A 19,746-nucleotide genomic window follows, 5' to 3' on the forward strand; every position below is an offset into this window, starting at 1 on the left:
ATAATGTCTATCAAAACAATATAGAAAAATGAAAAAGTTTATTTTAGTTGCACTTGCTGCATTGTTTGTATGCAGTGCTGTCGATGCTCAAATTTTGCGAGCAGACGAGTTGGAAAAGTATGCAAAAGAAAAGTATGGAGAGAAATGGGTTGATGCAGCAACCAATCTCGGTACTCAGTTGACATTGGATAAAAACAATGCCATCACTTACACCCAGGTAATCCCTGCAGAAGGTAAGACCAAGGACCAGCTTTATGTGCTGCTTAACTATTGGTTTACTGCAACATTCAATGATGCAAACTCCGTCATCAAATTGAATGACAAAGAGTTGGGGACCATCATCGCACAGGGTTTTGTAGAAAGTATTGCACAACATGCAGGTGGTACTAACTCTTACAACGTTAATTTACGCCCTGTTATCAAATGTGATATAAAGGACAATAAGGTTCGTGTTACCTACACTGTACCATTCTATTCTGTCAATGTTGCCGTTGGTGGCGGTTGGATGGGTGCAATGGGAGGCACTATCCCTACCCGTTCTGATCAGAATTGGACACTGGATAAATGTTATCCTTTTGCCAAGAAGGACTCTCACAAGAAGACTTCCTGCAAAGCACTTGTCATGGCTCATGCCTACTCTAATGTTGTAATGGATAAGATTGAGGAGTGCATCAAGAATGGCTTATCTGGTAATGAAAACGACAATTGGTAAATTCAAAATAACAAGAACATTATGAAAAAGTATTTATTTTTCCTTCTTACCCTCGTGGTAGCATCTTTTGCATTCATATCATGCAGCAGTGACGATGATGACAATGGAGACTATGACAAGTCTATGATTGTAGGAACCTGGGAGATGACTGCAGTAAAGACATCTGAGTCTGGCACTTATGTTGACTGGCCTTTCAGAAAGACTTACGCCACATTCAATGCAGACGGTTCATATTACGGCTCTGGATATTTCGGAACAGGTCGAGGAACATGGTCTTTGAAAGGAAACACACTGAATACATATGTTGAAGGTGAACTATTTGCTTCTTACACCATCATTTCTGCGACTTCTACAGTATCAGAAATGAAAATGTCTATTGGTGACGAAGCTATTTGGGTTAAATGCAAGAAACAATGATGCTAATCAAGCATTACTTTGTAATGCATTGAACATACTTCAGAAGGATGACAGGGTCAAACACCTTGCCATCCTTTTTTGTTGTCAGGTGCAGATGAGGACCAGTTGACATGCCGGAACTTCCAGAAACTCCAAGCACGTCTCCTGCATTGACAAACATCCCCTTTGTAACCCAGAATGCAGAAAGATGGCAATAGCTGATGGTATAGCCAGCTGTTTTGACTGTGACATACTTACCTGAGCGATAGTCGTGGCCAACACCAGTCACTTCCCCAGGAAACATGGAAAACACTTTCTCGTAATGAGCTGCCAAATCCACGCCGTTGTGCATGATGGTCTTGTGCTTCACCGGGTGATTACGCATTCCAAACCTTGAATTGATCTGAATGCTTTTCAACGGAAACGAAGCCCTGAGATAAGGAAGAACATCTTGGGAAGAATCTGGAGGCAGAGTATCAGCCTTCACTACAGAGTCCACAGAGGCAACATGAGTTGTTTCTTGTGGACTCTTCTTTTTAGATATACTATGCTTCTTCACATACCCAATCGTATTGAATTGGGCATGTGAAGGAGTCTTTGCGGACACCATTGTCAGTATCAACATCAGTATCTTTATTGCTTTCATGTTGCAAAGGTAATCAGACTCAGTTCAACAACACGAAAGAAGTTACCTCTTCCCTATTATATCTAACTTTATTTATGTTTATAGTATGATAATTGAAGAATAATCATACTATTTTCATAACTATCTATAAAACTTTGATGATACTAACGTACATGTTTAACTTCTTCTATATCTACAATGTAACTTTGTTGTCGGTTTGGCTTTAAGCGCAGTCTGAATAAGCCCTGTCATAGGTCAGCCACCAAATAAAAAAACGAATAAAACAGAAGCAAATGAATTACAATTTCGATGAGAACGAGATGCCTTATGGCATCCTTGAACGTTTCGGACTCACCCAGGCAATGATTGACGACTTGCCCACCGATGTCCTCCAAAACATCTACAATGGCCGCAAATCGCCAGTCCTGCCAGTTCATATCACAGCCGATGATGGTGAGGAAGTCAAGGCACGAACCAGATTCAGCCTGGTAAGAACAGCCGAAGGTGGCGTTGACATGCTCTTCTATCCACAGCTCGATGAGTTGGACTTGAAACTCTTCAACGAGCAGCAGGAGAAGAACCTTGTTGCAGGAAAGCCTATCGTCGGCCATTTGGAGAGCAACGAGGTTGGCAAGGAACTCGGCAGTAAGTGTTTCTTCCAGCTTGATCCAGAAAGCAAGCAGGTGCTCAGTGTTCCAACCCCAGTCATCGGCAGAAACATCCAGTATGTAGCAGACCGCTACCACCTTACTGGCGCAGAGATGCAGAAGTTGCAGAATGGTGACATCCTTACCATCGTAGAGGATGACGAGGAACAATCCATCGGTATCGACCTCAACTCCAACACCGGCATCCGTTTCGCAGCAGGCAACGAACTTGTCTGGAAGAGAGAAGCCAAGCGTGACTGGGATAAGTTCAACTTCGGCATCTTCGGCTGTTGGACTATGGATGAAGACGGCAATCTCGACTACATCCCAGAAGAGAACTATACAGAAGAGATGTGGAATGAACAGAAGAAACTGGGTATGCGCATGATGCAGCGATAACCCAAAGTATTAACCCATAAAACAAGATTTCATGGCAAATGTAAAGTACTATCCAGAAGACGTGCTCGTGGAGAAAGTCCAGAGCGGAGAATATGGCTGGCTTGACTACATCAACCACCACTCCCCTGAATGGCAGGAGGAATACACTGCCTTCTGCAAAGAGAAGGATCTCATTGTCAATGAGGAATCGGCAGAGGAATTTGTCGATTGGAAGGGCGAGCAGATTGAAGCTGGCGAATAATCACACAGTACAGAATCAATAAACAGCATTAGAATATGTCAATCAGATCAAATGCATTACCAGTAGGCAGAGACCTGGCACCAGAGCTTCAGGAGATTCTCAGAAAGAATGGTATGCAAGCACATATCATCAGACAAGGAGAAGGTTATCAGTTGGCCGTTCAAGGTCACGATTCCCCTCTGCTGACCTACGCCATCACCGCACAACAGCACAGAGCCTTGGTTGACTGGGGAGCAAACTCAGCCAACAAGCAAGCCTACAACACCGTGGCAGAACTCGTGAAGAATGATTTCTACATGCCACGTGACTTCGTTCATGCCAGAAATGCCAATGGCCGTGTTGCCATGGGACTCCACGGCTACCGCATAGGCGTTGGCGAATACGGCAGACTTCCCTGGAACAAACGACATGCCCACATGATGATGGATCCATATCACGGAAGATTCCTCGGTTGGACTCCACGATGCCAGGAAGGATTCCACATGCGCAGAGTTGGAGGAGCCATGTTCATGCAGGGTGCTCCAATCGTACCAGAACGTCCTGACGGCAGAATGAAGCCGGGCGAATTGCTGAATGGCGGTTATGGCTTCTATTATAAAGGTGGTCAGCAAAACATGGTACAGCAACCTTCGCAGGATGTGTTGGCAGACCTGCAATCAGTCATTACCCCTGTAGTGGTTCGTCCACGTCCCCAGGAACCTGCCAAGCCATACAAAGAACTCATCACCTCCAAGGTCTATTTCAGCAATGACAAATGGCAGGAGTGTCTTTCGTCTCACGGCATCATCGTAGATGCAGCCAATAAAACACTCACCATCCAGTCCACAGCCACCAAGCAGGACTTTGTCTATGACCTCACTGAGGATGAAGTGAAGAAACTGACCAACAATTCCATCAAGCAAGTACCAGTCCAGAACCGCATCGACATCATCAACAATGCCATCAGAAACGATTTCCAGGACAAACTGACGATGGATATGCTCAATTCCAAAGAGCAGATCAGCTTGAAGCTCAGACCAGAGATAGAGGCAGAACTCAACAACCGCCAGCAGATGGTGATTGACCAGTCACTCCCAGCTAATGGCGACCAGATTACTATCGAGCCAGAAGACCGCAGTGTTGCTCATGTAGATGGCAACAGCCTGTATGAGCAGAACGAAAGCAAGGGATGGTTCCGTGAAGGCAAGCATGGCAGAGAGGTTCAGGTTGATGACATCAAGGTTGAGCCAGTGCGTAATGAGCAGGGGGAAATCCAGAAAGACGAGAAAGGCAACGCCAAGTTTCGCATGACCGCCGTCATCAATGGAGAGAGCATCAGCCATGAGATTACCCAAAAGCAGTATGATAAGTTCATGGCTATCGATGACTACCACCGCATGAAACTCTTCTCCCACATCTTCAAGGAGGTGGATATGAAAACCATCCCTGGAGAAGGCAAGAACATCGGGGCTCAGATTGGAGGAGCTCTCCTTGCAGGACTTGCCGTGATGAGCGAACTGGGCAGAGACCGTCCAGCTCCGGCAGTATTCGTAGAACACCATCATGACCATGCCCATGGGCCACATGTCTATTTCAAGGGCAGCGTGGATTCACCGCAAGACCTTGCTTCACGAGCCTTCGATGCAGGACTCAATGCAGGAGAACACGGTGTAGGCTTAGGTCATGGCAGATAAACAACAATTCACATTCAAGAGATGACAGACGAACAGACATTTGCAGACTACAGAAGCCGTCTTAACATCAAGGACGTATTGGAGGACGCAGGCTACACGTTTTACAAACGTGATGGCTTGCGCTATCCTGCGTATGTACGCCTGGGCAGCGACGGAAAAAGAATCAGTGGAGACAAGTACATTATCATGCCCAACAAGAACTGCTGTTTCCAGCCGCCAACCATCAAACTCTACTCTGTTACCTCCTTCATCTGGGAGCATCCTGACCTTTTCAAGGAGTACAAGAATGGCATGAAGAAATCAGCCCTTGTCCATAAGGTCTGCCAACGCCTGCTAAACATTCCGGTAGAACATCGGAGTCTGGAAGTACATAATCCAACGGTCAACAGCAAACCATTTGACATCAATGACTACAAGATTGACCGTTTCAATCCCAAAGACTTCGAGTCACAGAAGCCGTTCTACGCCTTCTTCAAGTCAAGAGGAATTGATTTCGCCACCCGTTGTGCCTTCCATCACAGCTTCTTCCTCGCATCGAAAACCGCCAAGGATGGCTGCATCTATAAGAATCTCTCTTTCCCTATGCACATTCCCGGGCAACCAGACAAATGTGTAGGGTTAGAGGAAAGAGGCTATCCTCGCAAGGATGGTTCTGCCCGAAAAGGCATGGCTACCGGCACCAATGCCAGTGAAGGATTATGGATGGCAAGTCCCAAGAAAACGGCACTCCAGAATGCCCGTATCGTACTTGTCTTTGAAAGCGCATACGATGCCATGGCATTTTACCAGCTGCAGATGCGCAAGGAATCAGGATTAGACCAGCGTGGACGGCAGGATCTGAAAGCCGGAGTCTATGTCTCTACTGGAGGTAACCCAAGCTATGGGCAGATACAGGGATTGTTGAAAGCTGCACCCCAAGCCACCTTCCACCTTGGCTTTGACAAGGATGTGGCAGGAAAGCAGTTTGTGGCAAACTTCGAGGATATAGCAAGCAAACAGAGTCCTGTAGCTCCAGGAAATGTACCTGCTGAAATGAGGGAGTTCATGGAAAGCTTCGACAAACAGCCGAGAACCATCAAGGAACTGCTAAGTTTTAATGATGAGAACTACAGCTTACTACCCCAAGAACTCAAACAGCTCTACCTAATTTACGATTCTGCAAAAGAAGAGGCATTTGAGTATCACTACTCTCCCTTCTTGTGTAAAGAAGACAAGCAGGAAGCTGCTGACAAGATGAACAAAGCATTCAAGGACTTCAAGGATGCACTGCTACAGAAGCTCAACCTGCACGAAGACCAAGACCTCGCTCCCGTGAAGATTATTCGGGAAGAGCCATCGGAAGGCTACAAGGACTTCAATGACGAACTTTTGGATAAGAAACAGTTCTCCATGACGGACGTAGTAGAGACCGCATTTGACGAGAACGGTGTGGACTTGACTTTTGAACGGCAAGAAGAGAACGAGGAAACCAAACATCATGGATTTAAACGATAATGAATATGGCAGACCCAATCAGACGATACAACATCATCACCCTACGCCCTCACTGGGCGCAGTATATCATCTCGCAAGGGATGTCGTTCATCATCAGCTGTGCCCTGTTCCTTATTGCCGGTCACGACAGCATTACCTACAAGATGCCTTTCGTGGTACTTGGAGGTGTGATGACCTGCATCATGCTCTATAGATGCTTATATCTCTACAAACTAAGATATATCATCACCTCTGAACAGCTCATCATCCAGCATGGAGTACTGACCAGAACCAGTGACTACATAGAGCTGTACCGAGTGGTGGATTTCAGCGAGAACCGTGACATTCTAGAACAGTTGTTCGGATTGAAGACAGTATGGATATTCAGCGGCGACCGCTCCAATCCCAAACTGGACATCTACGGTGTGAAGGAAAGGTTGGACGTGGTGAGAATCATCCGTGAACGTGTAGAATACAACAAAAAGAGAAAAGGCATATATGAAATTACCAACAGATAACAGAAGAAGCAAGGTTGTTGCAGCCATTACCTTGGCGTTAATGCTGCTGCCTACTATAGCTCATGCTCAGGTTGCCTCCAGCAATCCATTGGAGTATGTTGCCTTGGCTGAGGGAAACGAACTTATCAACGGTCAGATCAAGAACCAGATAGAAGACCAGCAGAAGACTGCATTCCTTCAAAACACCATCGCAGCCGAGTTCTCGCAGATTCACAAATGGGAAAAGAAGTACAACAGCTATCTGAAAACGGCATCGGGTTATGCTTCCACGTTGAAAGCCTGCACCTCGCTCTATGACGACGGTGTGAGGATCTTCATCAACTTGTGCAATCTGAAGAAGGCCATAGCAAGCAACCCACAGGGCATTGTGGCGACAGCGAGCATGAACAATCTCTATATCGAGACGGCCACAGAGCTCGTCACGGTATATACCACTTTAAAGGATGCCATAGCCAAAGGTGGCAATGAGAATATGCTCACTGGTGCAGAACGAAGCAAAACCCTCTGGGAACTGAACGACCGTCTGGCACAGTTCAACAAGAAGCTGTCAAGGCTATGTCTAAGCATCAGATACTACACCATGGCCGATGTCTGGAACAATGTCACGGCAGGAATGCTCGACCGGAGCAATGCCGAAATAGCCAGTCAAGCCCTTGGCAGATGGCGCAGATGCGCCAGAGTTGTAACACCATAAGAAAGATTATTTGAGGATAACATTTATGAAACGTCTCTATGCTCTCATATTACTTCTCTTTTCTCTCATCCTTCCCTTTGATGGGCAGGATGGGAGTTTTCTCCGTGCCCAGGGCAATGACCCTGTCTTGGCAGGTATGATATTCCAATATACCGACAAAGCCAAGAAAGAGTTGAAGCAACAGGAACAGATGATGCAACTTGTATCTACAGGTCATATATGGATCAAGGAAGAGGTAGAAGGTACAACCAACCTACAGAAGGAGTTCAATAACTATCTTGACCGTTTCAACAGCATCATCAGCTATGCAGCTCAGATCTATGGTTTCTATTACGAAATAGACCGTCTCGTGGCACAACTCGGAACCTACAGCCACCAGCTTAGCCATCAGACGACCAATGCTCTTGCCGTGGCACTGTCCTCCAATCGCAACAAACTCTATCGGGAACTTATCATGAGCAGTGTAGAGATTGTCAATGACGTTAGGCAAGTATGTCTTGCGAATACCAAGATGACAGAGAAGCAGCGACTGGAGATAGTCTTTGGCATACGACCGAAACTCAAACAGATGAACCAGAAACTCAAACGGTTGATACGGGCAGTGAAATATACCAGACTGTCAGACGTATGGGCAGAAATAGACTATGGAGCCAGGAGTGAAGTGGACAAGCCTACCATTGTACAGCGATGTAAAGAACGATGGCGAAGGAATGCAAGACATTGAAGTAAAGATTCAATATAATCAGATAACAAATAACAGTACAATAATTTAGAAATACATAACATTATGGGTTGGGGTTCATTTTTAAAATCAACTCTCCGATTGGGAGGAAGGATGACCAGTGCAACTGCACACACAGTGGGCAGTGCTGTGCTTCATCCTCAACAGACCTTGAAAGGCGTAGGTACTGCCACAAAAAGCGCAGTGGTTGGAGGAAGTCTCGGTTACATCGGTTGGGAGAAGCTCACCACGGACAAAAGCGTTGTTGGCATAGTCAGCGATGCCGTCATAGGAGAAGACAACACCAAGAAGATTGGCGACACCGTATCAGGGATTGGCAATGGCGTGAAGGACTTAAAAGATTCCGTTACAGGACTCTCGGACAACGTAAACGGTGCTATCAGCAGCGTGGATTCCAAGTGGAGCGGTATGTCTGGCTTCCTTAGAGCCATGTTCTCTGGTCATGGCGGTGACATGTTCGGAAACTTCTTCAGCAACATAGGCAAAGGTAACGTTTCTGGTCTCAGCCTTATAGGACTTGTAGTCTCTGCCCTCCTCGTCTTCGGTCGCTTCGGATGGTTAGGCAAGATAGCTGGAGCCGTACTTGGAATGATGATGATAGGCAATAATGCCAATCTAAGCAGCCTACTTGGTGGCAACAGTGACCGCAAGGCAAGCAACCACAAGGAAGAAGAAAAGCAGCAAGAAGTAGAGCAAACCAATACTGTAAGCAGAAGGAGATAACAAACACTATAACATAGTATTACACAATGCACTATACACAAGAAATGATACTACATTCCGACAGTGGCTATTGCATGCCATTCGAGGAAAGAAACGGAGAAGTGACCATGTCCCTGGGCTACGGCAAACAGAAGCATCCGCACACCGGAGAGTCATTTTTCCATCATGGAGTTGACTTCAAGGTCAAGAACTATCTGCTGTCTGCAGTAGCTACCGGCAAGGTGACAGGTCTGGGCAACGATGCTATTCACGGCATCTACCAGATTACCCGATACGGTGACTATGAAGTGACCTATGCCCATCTGAGCAACGTGTTTGCCAACTACGGCAAAGAGGTAAAGGCAGGGCAAGTCATCGCCGTCAGTGCCGACTCCCTCCATGTAGAAGTCAAATACAAGGGCGAAGAACTCAATCCACTGGAGTTCCTCACCATGATCTATAGCAATCTGAAAGTGATGGAACAGAACGGCAAGCCAGGCGCAGCACCTCAGTTCGTCACTCTTGACATGGATGTTCATACCATGTATGACAAAGACCAGAAGGAGATTGAAGACCTCATGATGCGCTTCTTCCCCGACTACATGAGCGACATGAGCCAAGGCATCTATGCCCTTCCAGAGCATACGGAACTTGCACTTCGCAACATCTTCACCATGTCGGCCATGAAGAACTACTTCTATGAGACTCTGCCATCCATGGCAAACCCATTGGGCATGGGCGCAAGAAGCATTCCAATAGCCGAGCGAGTACAGAACCTCCTCATTGGAGATTTCCTCAACTATCTCGCCTTGCGCCATCAGATCTTTCTGTCGAGCATGAGCGCCATCGAAAAAAAAAAGCACAAGACCGGGCAATAGCGACAAGCGGAATCGTTGACCCACTGGCAGAACTGGACATCGATGTGCAAAGCTTTGACATTCCACGCCTGGTGAGCGTCTATCCCGACAAGTCGGGAATCAGATGGTGGACTAAGGCTTGGTTCAACAACAGCGAGAAAGGCGAAGCAGCCATTGAGATAGAAAGAAATCTGGCCATCAAGTTCATCAACGACAACATCGAGAAGGACGAATGGCTGGAGGAATATTTCCCGAAACAGATGGAAGTCTATCACAACGCCATCGAACAGACCAGGGAACAAATCCTCAACCAATTAAACTTGTAAACATAAAGCTATGGTAGAGTCAAAACAGGATAAAATATTCAATACTAAGGTTATACCGATTATGAATAAAGTTCGGAATGACCTACAGAACAAGCTTGCAGACGAGTTGCGGTCAAACTCCAATTCGTTTGCAGGTCTGATGGCAGCAGCAGCTGGACCTGACGGTGGTATGGCATCCATGCAGGCGCAGAATGACACCCTCAAATACACCGGCAAATGGACATCCAAGACCACCGAAGACTATATTGCGATGGTCAAGAAAGAGTTGAAGCGACAGCATATCACTGTCAATGCTTCCATGGAACAGAAGATGATCGACAAGATGATAAAGGACAAAATACCGAAATCATCCATCGACTACATCATGCGAAAGGCTGCCACCAGTACCATCTTCTACCTACCGCAGGAAGTCGCAAAATCGCCATTGGAGCAAAAGATAGACTCGGAGGCAGAGAAGCGGTATAAGCCATCGGTCTGGGAAAAGAACGCTGGTATAGCCCTTGGCTCTGTAACCGACCTTGCCTGTATGGGAGGATTGGGAGGTGGCTTAAAGACTGCCGCCACCTGGATAGGAAGCGACATGCTCGTCACCCATGTTGGTGATAAACTCAATGACCGTTCCGATGTTCCCATGATCATTGCACCGGGAAAGGAGGATGAATACAGACGAACGCAGCAGGAAAAGAAGAAACAAGCGGAGCAGAAACCGCAGAACAAGCCACAATCTGAGGAAGGAGCACAGCAGGCAGAACCAACAGAAGGAGTGAACCAATCTGAAGGTGAAGCCAATAACACGCAGCCCGAACAGACTAACATGAACGGTTGGCAAGGGCTTCTCACATCATTCGGCCTCAACGGTATCAGTGACATAGGCCATAATCTTGGCTATGTATTGGCCATGCTTCCTGATATGCTCGTCGGCATGTTCACCGGTAAGACCAAGTCCATCAATATCAAGGACAACATGATGCCTATTGCAAGCATTGTTGCAGGTATGTTTGTCAAAAACCCGATTCTCAAAATGGTGCTCATAGGAATGGGAGGCATGAATCTTCTCAATAAAGCTGGACATGAAGCCTTGGACAACTTCAAGGCACAGGATCATCCGCAAAAGGCTGGTGGCAGAGTCAACTATCGCATCTATCCCGAAGAGCCTCTGAATGCACGCATCCAGAATCCGGAGATAAGAGCCAACTGCCTGATCGCAACCATTGACAGAGTGCCCTGCACCATAGCCCTTCCAGAAAGAGTTGTAGATGCCTACCGTCAAGGAGCGCTACCTCTCAACACCCTTGCCAATGCGGTGCTGGCCAAGAACGACCAAATGCGACAGATAGCATCCGAAAAGTACGAGGCTGGCGAACGAAAGACAGTCATCGAGAGACCACTTGCTCAAAGATAACATAGAACAAAGATGAAAAGATACTGGTATAAGTTCCGTGTCAAATACGGTAAAGCCTTTGACACAGGAAAGAATAAGAAAGTCAGTGAAGAATACCTGGTAGATGCCGAAAGCTTCACCGAGACAGAGAAACGTGCCACCAAAGCTGCTACAGAGCTTATCGGTACCAGAGACTTCGACATCACAGCCATCTCACGTGAACCTATCACTGAGATTCTGAAAGAAGACGAGAATGAAGGCAACCACTGGTACAAGACCGTCGTCTCCCTTGTCACTGAGGATGAAGACACAGGCGTAAAGAAGTTCTCACCACAGACCATCTACGTCAATGCTCCTTCGACAAAGGAAGCAGACCGCATGCTACGTCAGCACATGAGCAGCAGTGTGACAGAGTGGGAAATCAAATCCATAGCCGAGACCAAGGTACTTGGAGTTCTTGGCTATAAGCAATGATCACAAAAACATCATATCCATGACAGAAAAGAATCAGCAAGAAAAAATGGCTGCAGAACGTCAGGTGGAACTGTTCACTAAGGCGTTCGGGAAAGCCAAGGAAGATAATGGCATTTGGCTGGACAACAACGGTCGCAAGGCTCCTGGACTCTACCAGAAGCATTTGCAGGTATCAGCCTTCAATGCCATCATCTTAGGAATGCACGCCGATCAAAACGGCTACAAAACCAACCAATATACGCTTTTTTCGGAAGCAAAGAAACGTGGCGAGTCTGTTCAATCAAAAGAGAAAGGAGTACCGTTCCTCTGGTACAACTGGAACGAGTATGTCAACAAGCACAACCCTGAGGACAAAATCAGCCGTGCAGACTACCAGACTCTCCCTTCAGACAAGCAAGCAGACTATAAAGGTATCAGAAGCCGTGAAGTAAGAGCCTTGTTCAATATCGAGCAGACTACCCTACCCATGGTTGACAAGACCTCCTTTGAAGCAACAGTCCAGGAATATGGCAGGTTGAATGACCGAAAGGATGTAGAGTCAGCCTCCACCGCTATTCGCCAAGGTGTAGAAAAGCTTCTGGAAAAAGCACGTGAGAACATGGTCGAAATCCGCAGTGACTCTACCGGTGTAGCACATTACGACAGCAAGAAAGACATTGTCTTCCTGCCAAAAGCATCTTCCTACGAACACTATGAGGATTATGCCCGTGATGCAGTTTCTCTGCTTGTCACAGCCACTGGCCATGGGCAGCGACTGGCTCGTGAAGGTATGGTAACGAAGAACGGAAAGGTCTCAGTAGAGGATTCCATGAAGCAGGAGCGTCTGGTCACAGAGGTTGCTACCGCCGTAAAACTCCAGGAATTGGGAATCTCAGCCAAGCTCTCCCCAGAAAGTATGGCGATGACCGACTATTGGGCAAGAGAACTGAAAGAGAATCCTTGTCTCATTGATATACTGGAGAGGGATGTCAACAATGCCGTAGATATGCTCCACAAGGCAGAACGTGGCGAAAAGGTTGAATTGAACAGCAAGACTGTCAGAAATCAGGCAGATGCCATCAAGAGCATCCTTCCAAAGCACTACTATGTGGCTGACGAAATCAAGACCCTTCCCAACAAGTCCACCAAGGAGTTTGTCCTCGTAAAGGATGCAGAGGGAAAGATGGCAGATGTTGTCCTTCCAGAAGGTGCATCGCTGGGTATGGATAGCGACATTCCTGGTATGAAGAAAGGTCGTATCGAACATGCACTGCAGAAGGAAGGCTATGAAACCGTCACCTTCTACAATGTTGATGGTTCCATGGGTTACCGTCCTGACGACAGTTTCTTTGACGGCAAGGCTGTCTCAGTTGCCAGACTGAACAACTGGAGCCTGGAGACCATCACCCTGCTTGATGTCTCAGATGCAGTGAAACGCTCTGGAGCCGTGGACTTCGACAAGATTCTGATGCTGCGTGACGATGAAGGAAAGTGGGCACTCTATCTGAAACCTGAGAATGAAAAGGCTTTCAGCGTATATCCAGACAAGGCCGATGTCAACCTGTTCTTCACCACAGTAAAGCAAGGAGACGAGGAGCTTTCAGACACTATGCGTCAGGACATGGCACAGAAATACTACATGGAAGCTTCCAATAAGCCAGAAATGAAGGTTGACCTCTTCAAGAGCAACGTTCCTGCCGAAGAGGTGGACAAAATCCAACGTGTCAACATCTTCAAGACCAAAGAGACGGACAATAAGCCGAGTGTCATCCTCTGTATGCCTACTGTGAATGGAGAAAAGCTCAAACCTCGTGAAATCTCACCATCCCAGTGGCAACGTATGTGGCTCGCCGAGAACATGCAGGACTACAAGAAACATCTTGCTGCCAGTCTTTTTGCCGATGTACTGCGCAAAGACCGGACCGATGCGGTAGCTGTAGGCACTGAAAAATCGGAGCAGGAAGCCCAGAGCAATGAGGTAAAGCAGAACACCGCTCAACAAGAGGAAGACAAGGCTACGGAGGAACAGAAAGAGGAAACTCCAGAAAAGAAAGAGCAGAAGCAGAAGGAAGAAAAGGCAAAGGAAGAGAAGACAAAGGCTGAGACAAAGGCTGCCGTTGTAGCAATGACTCCGATGTTAAAGCAATTCTACGAGCTAAAAGGTAAACATCCTGATGCTGTGTTACTTTTCCGTTGTGGAGATTTCTACGAGACCTATTGTCAAGATGCCGAGAAAGCTTCAAAAATCCTGGGCATCACGCTTACCAAGAGTTCCCATACCAAGGATGCAGACGGCAAGTCTCTGACCATGGCTGGGTTCCCATACCACGCTCTCGACACCTATCTGCCAAAGCTCATCCGTGCAGGAGAACGGGTTGCCATCTGCGACCAGTTGGAAGCCCCAAAACGTACCACTGAGGAAATTTCCCCCTCCAAGGTAGAGAACCCTCAACAGGAACAGAATAATTCATCAGGAATACACAGATAACATGTAATCATCATGTCAAGGAATCAAGAATATGTAGAACAATATGCAGAGTATGCCATGGAGCAGATGCGCCGATATGGCATACCTGCTTCTGTCACCCTTGCACAAGGCATCTGCGAGAGTGCAAGCGGACAGAGCGAGTTATCCCGAAAGGGAAACAATCATTTCGGTATCAAGGCTACTTCCGGTTGGGTTCAGAACGGTGGCAAGTACCTCATATATACCGATGACCGTCCTAACGAGAAGTTCTGTCAATACGCTTCTGTTGGCGACTCATACGAGCATCATTCCCAGTTTCTGAAAGGAAACAAGAGATACAGCTCGCTCTTCAAGCTATCCCCCGATGACTACAAGGGATGGACAAACGGACTGCAGAACTCCGGTTATGCCTCCAACAAGAAGTACGCTTCAAGTCTTCAAAGCATCATCGAGAAGAACAACCTGCAGAAGTATGACCAGATGGTCATGAAGGAGATGAAATCGCAAGGAAAATCCTTCGGTACCGAAGCCAATCCTCGTCAGCAAGGAGAACAAACCAGCCAGAAGACGAGTTCTTCAAAGCCTGCGGAGAACGAAAAGTATTCCTATCCCTTGAAGAGAAACGAGTTTATGCTCGTCACCTCACCTTTCGGTATGAGAAAAGATCCGCTCAATCCTGCCAACACGCAAATGCACAAGGGCATCGACATTCAAGCCAAGCATGACAATGTACTGGCAACGGAAGACAAGGGCAAGGTCACTCAGGTCAACAACAATCCGAATACTGCAGGTGGACTGTCTGTAACTGTAGAATACAACAGAAATGACGGCAGCAAGTATCAATGTACCTACATGCACCTGAGCAGCATTGCCGTCAAGACAGGCGACACTGTAAATGCCGGTCAGCGATTGGGCGTGACTGGCAATACGGGAACCAGAACCACTGGTGAGCATCTGCATTTTGGGGTGAAAAGCATCTCTGCGGATGGCAAGGCACGGGATATAGACCCTGCTGCGTATCTTGCTGAAATCTCTCAAAAGGGAAACATCCAGTTGCAGACTCTCCACAACGGCAAGGACATCACCGCTCAGTACAAGGTTAGCAATCCAGCCTCACAAGGCGAAGTGACTGACACAGCACAAAGTCCTGAAGACTGGATGAAGAAGCTTCTGTCATCAGAGGACAGCGGAGTGAAAATGCCAGGCGATGACCCTGTCATTGAGATGGCAATGACCATGTTCACCTCTCTCATGGCACTTGCCCTGCAGATAGACAACAAGAGCGAAGAAGAGAAAATGCAAAAAGTGACCGACTCGGTTGTCAGCAAGAGCATCGACCTCTCCTCGCTCCTTCCCTCCTATAAAGCCTGTTCCGTGAACATTCAGGATGGCAAGCCTTATCTCCATGTAGATAACGGAACCGTCCAGTTTACAAGAGAAATGACCCAGGCAGAAATGACAAAGCTCCAGCAGACGCTCGGCAATGCCAATCTGAGCGATGAAGACAAGCGAAGAGGTGTTGCCTCTATCATACAGGCTGCAACCGTATCTCAGCAGATGTCACAGAACTACCAGAAAGGCGTTGACAATCAGCAGGACCGACAGGAATCTGTTCAAATCAAATAATGAAGTAAAACAATAGACCAAGTTTATTATGATTAAATGTAATGTAACCGTATGCGGCACGGTGTGTCGCCAGGCACAGATGCGTGCCAACAAGGAAGGTAAGCAGTTTCTCTCGTTTGGAATCAGCGTAGTGGTTCAAGCCAAGACCGGTATCAACAAGACTGTTGAAATCAGCGTGGCCAAGGATGGTGACAACCAGGCTGAACTGGTCAACTATCCTGTAGGTTCCCGTATCGAGGTGGCAGGAGTTCTCCAATTCCATAAGAAAGGCGATGCGCTTTACCTCAATCTCTCGGCTTCGGGAGTGAATACCTTTAATGCAGGAAGCCAGGACGCAATCACCGGCACCATCGAGTTCAGAGGAACCATCGGCAAGCAGGTTGAGGTGAAGACCGACAAGAAGGGCAAGCCTTATACCCTATTCTCTGCCTACAGCAGCGAGAAGGATGGTGACAACTATGCCTACACCTGGATTCGTTTCATCCAGTTCGACACCACAAAGGCAGACTGGGTACAGGCTAAGGCTGGCATTAATGCCAAGGGTGATTTGCAGGTGGAAGCCTACAACGACCGCCTCGACCTCACTTGCCGTGTCACCGAGCTTACTCCATGGGAGAAGAAAGCTGCATCCACCAACCAATAATGAATGATTATGGCTGATTACAAGAAATATAATACAGATGGCCGTAGCAGTGAAGACCGTGCTTTGGACAAGTTTGCCGAGATGATGATTGAGAAAATCAACACCTTGCAGAACGACTGGAAGAAGCCTTGGTTCACTGAAGGTTCCCTGACATGGCCTAAGAACCTGTCAGGGCGTGAGTATAACGGCATGAATGCCCTGATGCTCATGATGCACTGTGAGAAACAGGGATATAAGTTGCCTGTGTTCTGCACCTTCGACAGAGTTGCCGGTCTGAACTTCAATAAGGACAAACAAGGAAAAAGACAGCAGGTTAAGGACAACAATGGTGAAGCTTTGCCTCAGGTGACAATCCTCAAAGGCGAGAAGAGTTTCCCGGTTTTCATCACGACTTTCACCGTTGTGAACAAAGAGACAAGGGAGAAAATCAAATACGATGACTACCGCCTGATGTCCGAGGAGCGACGCAAGGAGTATAATGTATATCCTAAATTGCAGGTTTACAATGTGTTTAATGTGGCGCAGACCAACTTGCAGGAAGCTCGTCCGGAACTCTACAAAAAGCTGGAGGCAGCTGCAGGAGTAAACCGACCTTTGAATCAGGGTGATGACTTCTCTTTCCCTGCCATGGATAAGATGATCAAGGAAAACGGATGGATCTGTCCTATCAAGCCTGTCTATGGGGACAATGCCTACTACAGCATTTCGAAGAATGAGATTGTCATTCCAGAGAAACGCCAGTTCAAGGATGGAGAGTCCTTCTACACCAATCTCGGACATGAGATGGCTCACTCTACGGGGTCAGAGAACCATTTGGGCAGATTGAAACCTGCATCTTTCGGAAGCGCAGAATACGCTCGTGAGGAACTGGTTGCCGAACTGAGTGCCGCCCTGGTAGCCCAGCGTTTCGGTATGACCAAGCACTTGAAGGAAGACAGTGCCAGTTATCTGAAAAACTGGTTGGACAGTTTGAAGGAATCGCCTGAATTTATCAAGACTACGCTTACCGATGTGAAGAAGGCTTCGCACATGATCAACCAGCATATTGATGCTATGCAGCTGAAAATAGAGCAGGAGCAAAGTCAAAAGGCTGAGCAGAAGCAAGAGAAAGCTCCAACGATGTATTACGCATCAGTGGCGTATCTCCAGACTACCGATGCTACTGACCGTTTCGACAAGTGCAAAAATGACGGCGACTACAATGCACTCCTCACTGAGGCAAAGGAATACGACCAGGGTGATGCTCCAGACCTCTCCAAAATCAATCTCTCACCAACTAAATACCGTGGCGATGACCTGCTTGTTGAAGATGAGCATTATGCTGTGGTATATAATCCGACTGTTGGAGGTACATACGATGTGATGCGCAAGGTAAGCGCAGAGGAAATCAAGGATAACATCATCCGCTACGGTCTCCCAGAGGATGCAACTGATGACGTGAAGGAAGTTGCCAAGCAAATGGAAAAAGAAGAGGTTGTTGCTCAGGAAGAAGAGCAACATTACCATCGAGGACGATAATTCATCCCTTTACAGCATAGGGCGACGCTATCACCTTACACTTTTTCGGGTAGGAGGTAAATACTAATTATCAGTATTTTATCTCCTACCCGATTTGTGAATAACAATAAGCCACTGGATTTTGTGCTATATTTTGGTAGCTTCTGCCATTATACCATTTCCGCTTTGCTTCATCGATCCCCAAAAGATTTTAAAATCTGGCAGGTTGGTTTTCGAAATAGTATTCTATATATAGAAATGCTATTTAAAGTATGAATCCAGTTCTTTAATTTCATCTGCAAGAGATTTATCCATCTCCGTCTCTATGAAATCTTTTTTTACTTTTGTAATAAAGCGGACATCTGTAAATAGACGGTATAGCGTAACTAAAATACCTCCGACATCTAATTTTCTCCAGTCTTCAGTTCCGATAGCATAAGCTATATTACCTGCAGAAGCAAGTGAGTTTGAAATACTTAAGATTTTTCTAGTTCTCACTTCATATAATTTTCTGTCACCATCTTTCTGTGGATCATAAAGCAATCCATGAACAAGACCAATTATCATATTAATCAATATGCTAAAACCAGCTTGTTTGCCTACAATTTTTAAATCTCTGAGCAAGCATAATGAGTCGTATTGACTTTTATATAAATCGCCTGCAAGAGACTCAGAAAACACCTCAATTATAGGGACGGGAAGTCCTAACTTGGTGAAAACATCAGATTTGAGATGAATATATTCAGCAAATACTCCTGCTGGCAGTCGCAACCAATCTTCCTTTGTACTGTCAAAAACTTCATAAAAAATCGTACCAAGATTTGTTTGTTCTGAGAAATGCGGTGTTCCTTTTCTTGAAATTCTATAGGAATTTAAGTTAGAAAGCGTGCATGTATCTGTAACAAAATTAGCAGTACCAAATATCCAACCTAATACAGGATCATGACCTAGTGTCTTATACCTATGATATTTGCCTTCAAGATTCTCTCCAAAGTTTGGCGATCCTACGGTAGTATCATATGGAGCGCTACTAAAGATGATTTGCTCCCAGGATTTGTATTTTTTTTCACTTTCTCTGTGACCATGATCTTTGAAACGTTCTTGAAACGACTTATTGGATTCTTTTACGGATTCCTTTATTGATCTATCATTGTGATCTAATCTACTATCTTTGTCAATAGTTTGTCCCAAATCACCACACAATTCTTGTATGATAAGCCATCTTGCAGTCTGTAAAGCTGTTGCCACCATAAGAAACGCCATATCCTTTTTGTTTAAGATACCAGTTTTGACAGAAAACTCATCGTTTATTCTTTGAACTTCATCAATACAAAACTGAAATTCTTCCTTTGAAAGCAAATCTTCAAAAGGAACTTCTTCGGAATAGATATCGTTTGCTTTATTAGCTAGTTCGCTCCAATCTGGTATTTCGGATTTATCAATCTTAATAGATGTATCAATATGTTCTAACATCTTTGGGTCTGGTGGAGTAAGCCCACGCTTTTTTAAGAGCGCTTCTGTTCTTCTGCGAATATCAGCTAATTCACCGGCATCTTTATTTCCATTTACGAAATCTTCATGAATATCTTTCTCAAGATGCTTAAGTTGTTCCTCTTGCATCTTGAGAACTTTTAAAGTTTCCTGCTCCGATGTTGAATATTTATATTTACCCAT

Annotated in this window: 20 protein-coding genes; 18 read left to right on the forward strand and 2 right to left on the reverse strand. The window is 46.2% G+C overall.

Annotation, left to right across the window (positions count from 1 at the left end; translation table 11 throughout):
- Positions 1-28: 28 nt before the first annotated feature.
- Together ACTQ53_RS05445 and ACTQ53_RS05450 are read left to right on the forward strand one after the other, a co-directional pair.
- On the forward strand, positions 29-712 hold the full coding sequence (locus ACTQ53_RS05445) for a DUF4468 domain-containing protein (protein ID WP_427879299.1): 684 nt from the start codon (positions 29-31) through the stop codon (positions 710-712).
- A gap of 21 nt (positions 713-733) precedes the next feature.
- The gene (locus ACTQ53_RS05450) at positions 734-1,129 is read left to right on the forward strand and encodes a lipocalin-like domain-containing protein (RefSeq protein ID WP_334668717.1); all 396 of its coding nucleotides are present in this window, start codon (positions 734-736) and stop codon (positions 1,127-1,129) included.
- Between the two features lie 13 nt (positions 1,130-1,142).
- Here the strand turns inward: ACTQ53_RS05450 and ACTQ53_RS05455 are convergent, their stop codons facing one another.
- Positions 1,143-1,754 (reverse strand): M23 family metallopeptidase, encoded by a 612-nt coding sequence (locus tag ACTQ53_RS05455; RefSeq protein WP_441932359.1) that lies wholly within the window; start codon positions 1,752-1,754, stop codon positions 1,143-1,145.
- A 272-nt stretch (positions 1,755-2,026) separates the two neighbouring features.
- Between ACTQ53_RS05455 and ACTQ53_RS05460 the strand changes: the two genes are divergently transcribed.
- The 16 genes from ACTQ53_RS05460 (at position 2,027) to ACTQ53_RS05535 (ending at position 18,093) form a co-directional block, all read left to right on the forward strand.
- On the forward strand, positions 2,027-2,779 hold the full coding sequence (locus tag ACTQ53_RS05460) for a DUF4099 domain-containing protein (RefSeq protein WP_441932360.1): 753 nt from the start codon (positions 2,027-2,029) through the stop codon (positions 2,777-2,779).
- 31 nt (positions 2,780-2,810) lie between these two features.
- Complete coding sequence (locus tag ACTQ53_RS05465; protein ID WP_117695413.1) at positions 2,811-3,020, forward strand: hypothetical protein; 210 nt, start codon at positions 2,811-2,813, stop codon at positions 3,018-3,020.
- A 35-nt stretch (positions 3,021-3,055) separates the two neighbouring features.
- The gene (locus tag ACTQ53_RS05470; protein ID WP_441932361.1) at positions 3,056-4,693 is read left to right on the forward strand and encodes a hypothetical protein; all 1,638 of its coding nucleotides are present in this window, start codon (positions 3,056-3,058) and stop codon (positions 4,691-4,693) included.
- 21 nt (positions 4,694-4,714) lie between these two features.
- The gene (locus ACTQ53_RS05475) at positions 4,715-6,187 is read left to right on the forward strand and encodes a toprim domain-containing protein (protein WP_441932362.1); all 1,473 of its coding nucleotides are present in this window, start codon (positions 4,715-4,717) and stop codon (positions 6,185-6,187) included.
- A 5-nt stretch (positions 6,188-6,192) separates the two neighbouring features.
- Positions 6,193-6,684 (forward strand): PH domain-containing protein, encoded by a 492-nt coding sequence (locus ACTQ53_RS05480; protein WP_441932363.1) that lies wholly within the window; start codon positions 6,193-6,195, stop codon positions 6,682-6,684.
- On the forward strand, positions 6,665-7,378 hold the full coding sequence (locus tag ACTQ53_RS05485) for a hypothetical protein (protein WP_264904347.1): 714 nt from the start codon (positions 6,665-6,667) through the stop codon (positions 7,376-7,378). The genes ACTQ53_RS05480 and ACTQ53_RS05485 overlap by 20 nt, the downstream gene beginning before the upstream one ends.
- A gap of 25 nt (positions 7,379-7,403) precedes the next feature.
- Positions 7,404-8,102 carry a hypothetical protein gene (locus ACTQ53_RS05490; RefSeq protein WP_441932364.1) on the forward strand — a complete coding sequence of 233 codons (699 nt, stop codon included), beginning with the start codon at positions 7,404-7,406 and terminating at the stop codon, positions 8,100-8,102.
- A 63-nt stretch (positions 8,103-8,165) separates the two neighbouring features.
- Positions 8,166-8,843 carry a hypothetical protein gene (locus ACTQ53_RS05495; protein WP_441932365.1) on the forward strand — a complete coding sequence of 226 codons (678 nt, stop codon included), beginning with the start codon at positions 8,166-8,168 and terminating at the stop codon, positions 8,841-8,843.
- A 26-nt stretch (positions 8,844-8,869) separates the two neighbouring features.
- Entirely contained in the window at positions 8,870-9,700 is an 831-nt protein-coding gene (locus ACTQ53_RS05500) for a M23 family metallopeptidase (RefSeq protein WP_293513857.1), read from the forward strand.
- Between the two features lie 23 nt (positions 9,701-9,723).
- Positions 9,724-10,005 (forward strand): hypothetical protein, encoded by a 282-nt coding sequence (locus tag ACTQ53_RS05505; protein ID WP_094880505.1) that lies wholly within the window; start codon positions 9,724-9,726, stop codon positions 10,003-10,005.
- 61 nt (positions 10,006-10,066) lie between these two features.
- On the forward strand, positions 10,067-11,407 hold the full coding sequence (locus tag ACTQ53_RS05510; protein ID WP_441932366.1) for a hypothetical protein: 1,341 nt from the start codon (positions 10,067-10,069) through the stop codon (positions 11,405-11,407).
- Between the two features lie 12 nt (positions 11,408-11,419).
- Complete coding sequence (locus tag ACTQ53_RS05515; RefSeq protein ID WP_349201090.1) at positions 11,420-11,860, forward strand: DUF4494 domain-containing protein; 441 nt, start codon at positions 11,420-11,422, stop codon at positions 11,858-11,860.
- Between the two features lie 19 nt (positions 11,861-11,879).
- The gene (locus ACTQ53_RS05520; RefSeq protein ID WP_441932367.1) at positions 11,880-14,327 is read left to right on the forward strand and encodes a zincin-like metallopeptidase domain-containing protein; all 2,448 of its coding nucleotides are present in this window, start codon (positions 11,880-11,882) and stop codon (positions 14,325-14,327) included.
- Positions 14,328-14,339: 12 nt separating this feature from the next.
- Entirely contained in the window at positions 14,340-15,932 is a 1,593-nt protein-coding gene (locus tag ACTQ53_RS05525; protein ID WP_441932368.1) for a glucosaminidase domain-containing protein, read from the forward strand.
- 28 nt (positions 15,933-15,960) lie between these two features.
- Positions 15,961-16,575: a hypothetical protein gene (locus ACTQ53_RS05530; protein WP_441932369.1), complete on the forward strand. Its 615-nt coding sequence runs from the start codon at positions 15,961-15,963 to the stop codon at positions 16,573-16,575.
- A gap of 9 nt (positions 16,576-16,584) precedes the next feature.
- A complete protein-coding gene (locus tag ACTQ53_RS05535; protein WP_441932370.1) occupies positions 16,585-18,093 on the forward strand; it encodes a zincin-like metallopeptidase domain-containing protein in 1,509 nt (502 codons plus the stop codon).
- Between the two features lie 240 nt (positions 18,094-18,333).
- Here the strand turns inward: ACTQ53_RS05535 and ACTQ53_RS05540 are convergent, their stop codons facing one another.
- A complete protein-coding gene (locus tag ACTQ53_RS05540; protein ID WP_441932371.1) occupies positions 18,334-19,746 on the reverse strand; it encodes a hypothetical protein in 1,413 nt (470 codons plus the stop codon).

The organism is Prevotella sp. Sow4_E9_plate, assembly GCF_052116205.1.
Lineage (GTDB): Bacteria > Bacteroidota > Bacteroidia > Bacteroidales > Bacteroidaceae > Prevotella.

Coding starts and splice junctions, on each gene's coding strand:
- ACTQ53_RS05445 (WP_427879299.1), top strand. CDS start 29: ATGAAAAAGTTTATTTTAGTTGCACTTGCTGCATTGTTTGTATGCAGT.
- ACTQ53_RS05450 (WP_334668717.1), top strand. CDS start 734: ATGAAAAAGTATTTATTTTTCCTTCTTACCCTCGTGGTAGCATCTTTT.
- ACTQ53_RS05455 (WP_441932359.1), bottom strand. CDS start 1,754: ATGAAAGCAATAAAGATACTGATGTTGATACTGACAATGGTGTCCGCA.
- ACTQ53_RS05460 (WP_441932360.1), top strand. CDS start 2,027: ATGAATTACAATTTCGATGAGAACGAGATGCCTTATGGCATCCTTGAA.
- ACTQ53_RS05465 (WP_117695413.1), top strand. CDS start 2,811: ATGGCAAATGTAAAGTACTATCCAGAAGACGTGCTCGTGGAGAAAGTC.
- ACTQ53_RS05470 (WP_441932361.1), top strand. CDS start 3,056: ATGTCAATCAGATCAAATGCATTACCAGTAGGCAGAGACCTGGCACCA.
- ACTQ53_RS05475 (WP_441932362.1), top strand. CDS start 4,715: ATGACAGACGAACAGACATTTGCAGACTACAGAAGCCGTCTTAACATC.
- ACTQ53_RS05480 (WP_441932363.1), top strand. CDS start 6,193: ATGGCAGACCCAATCAGACGATACAACATCATCACCCTACGCCCTCAC.
- ACTQ53_RS05485 (WP_264904347.1), top strand. CDS start 6,665: ATGAAATTACCAACAGATAACAGAAGAAGCAAGGTTGTTGCAGCCATT.
- ACTQ53_RS05490 (WP_441932364.1), top strand. CDS start 7,404: ATGAAACGTCTCTATGCTCTCATATTACTTCTCTTTTCTCTCATCCTT.
- ACTQ53_RS05495 (WP_441932365.1), top strand. CDS start 8,166: ATGGGTTGGGGTTCATTTTTAAAATCAACTCTCCGATTGGGAGGAAGG.
- ACTQ53_RS05500 (WP_293513857.1), top strand. CDS start 8,870: ATGCACTATACACAAGAAATGATACTACATTCCGACAGTGGCTATTGC.
- ACTQ53_RS05510 (WP_441932366.1), top strand. CDS start 10,067: ATGAATAAAGTTCGGAATGACCTACAGAACAAGCTTGCAGACGAGTTG.
- ACTQ53_RS05515 (WP_349201090.1), top strand. CDS start 11,420: ATGAAAAGATACTGGTATAAGTTCCGTGTCAAATACGGTAAAGCCTTT.
- ACTQ53_RS05520 (WP_441932367.1), top strand. CDS start 11,880: ATGACAGAAAAGAATCAGCAAGAAAAAATGGCTGCAGAACGTCAGGTG.
- ACTQ53_RS05525 (WP_441932368.1), top strand. CDS start 14,340: ATGTCAAGGAATCAAGAATATGTAGAACAATATGCAGAGTATGCCATG.
- ACTQ53_RS05530 (WP_441932369.1), top strand. CDS start 15,961: ATGATTAAATGTAATGTAACCGTATGCGGCACGGTGTGTCGCCAGGCA.
- ACTQ53_RS05535 (WP_441932370.1), top strand. CDS start 16,585: ATGGCTGATTACAAGAAATATAATACAGATGGCCGTAGCAGTGAAGAC.
- ACTQ53_RS05540 (WP_441932371.1), bottom strand. CDS start 19,746: ATGGGTAAATATAAATATTCAACATCGGAGCAGGAAACTTTAAAAGTT.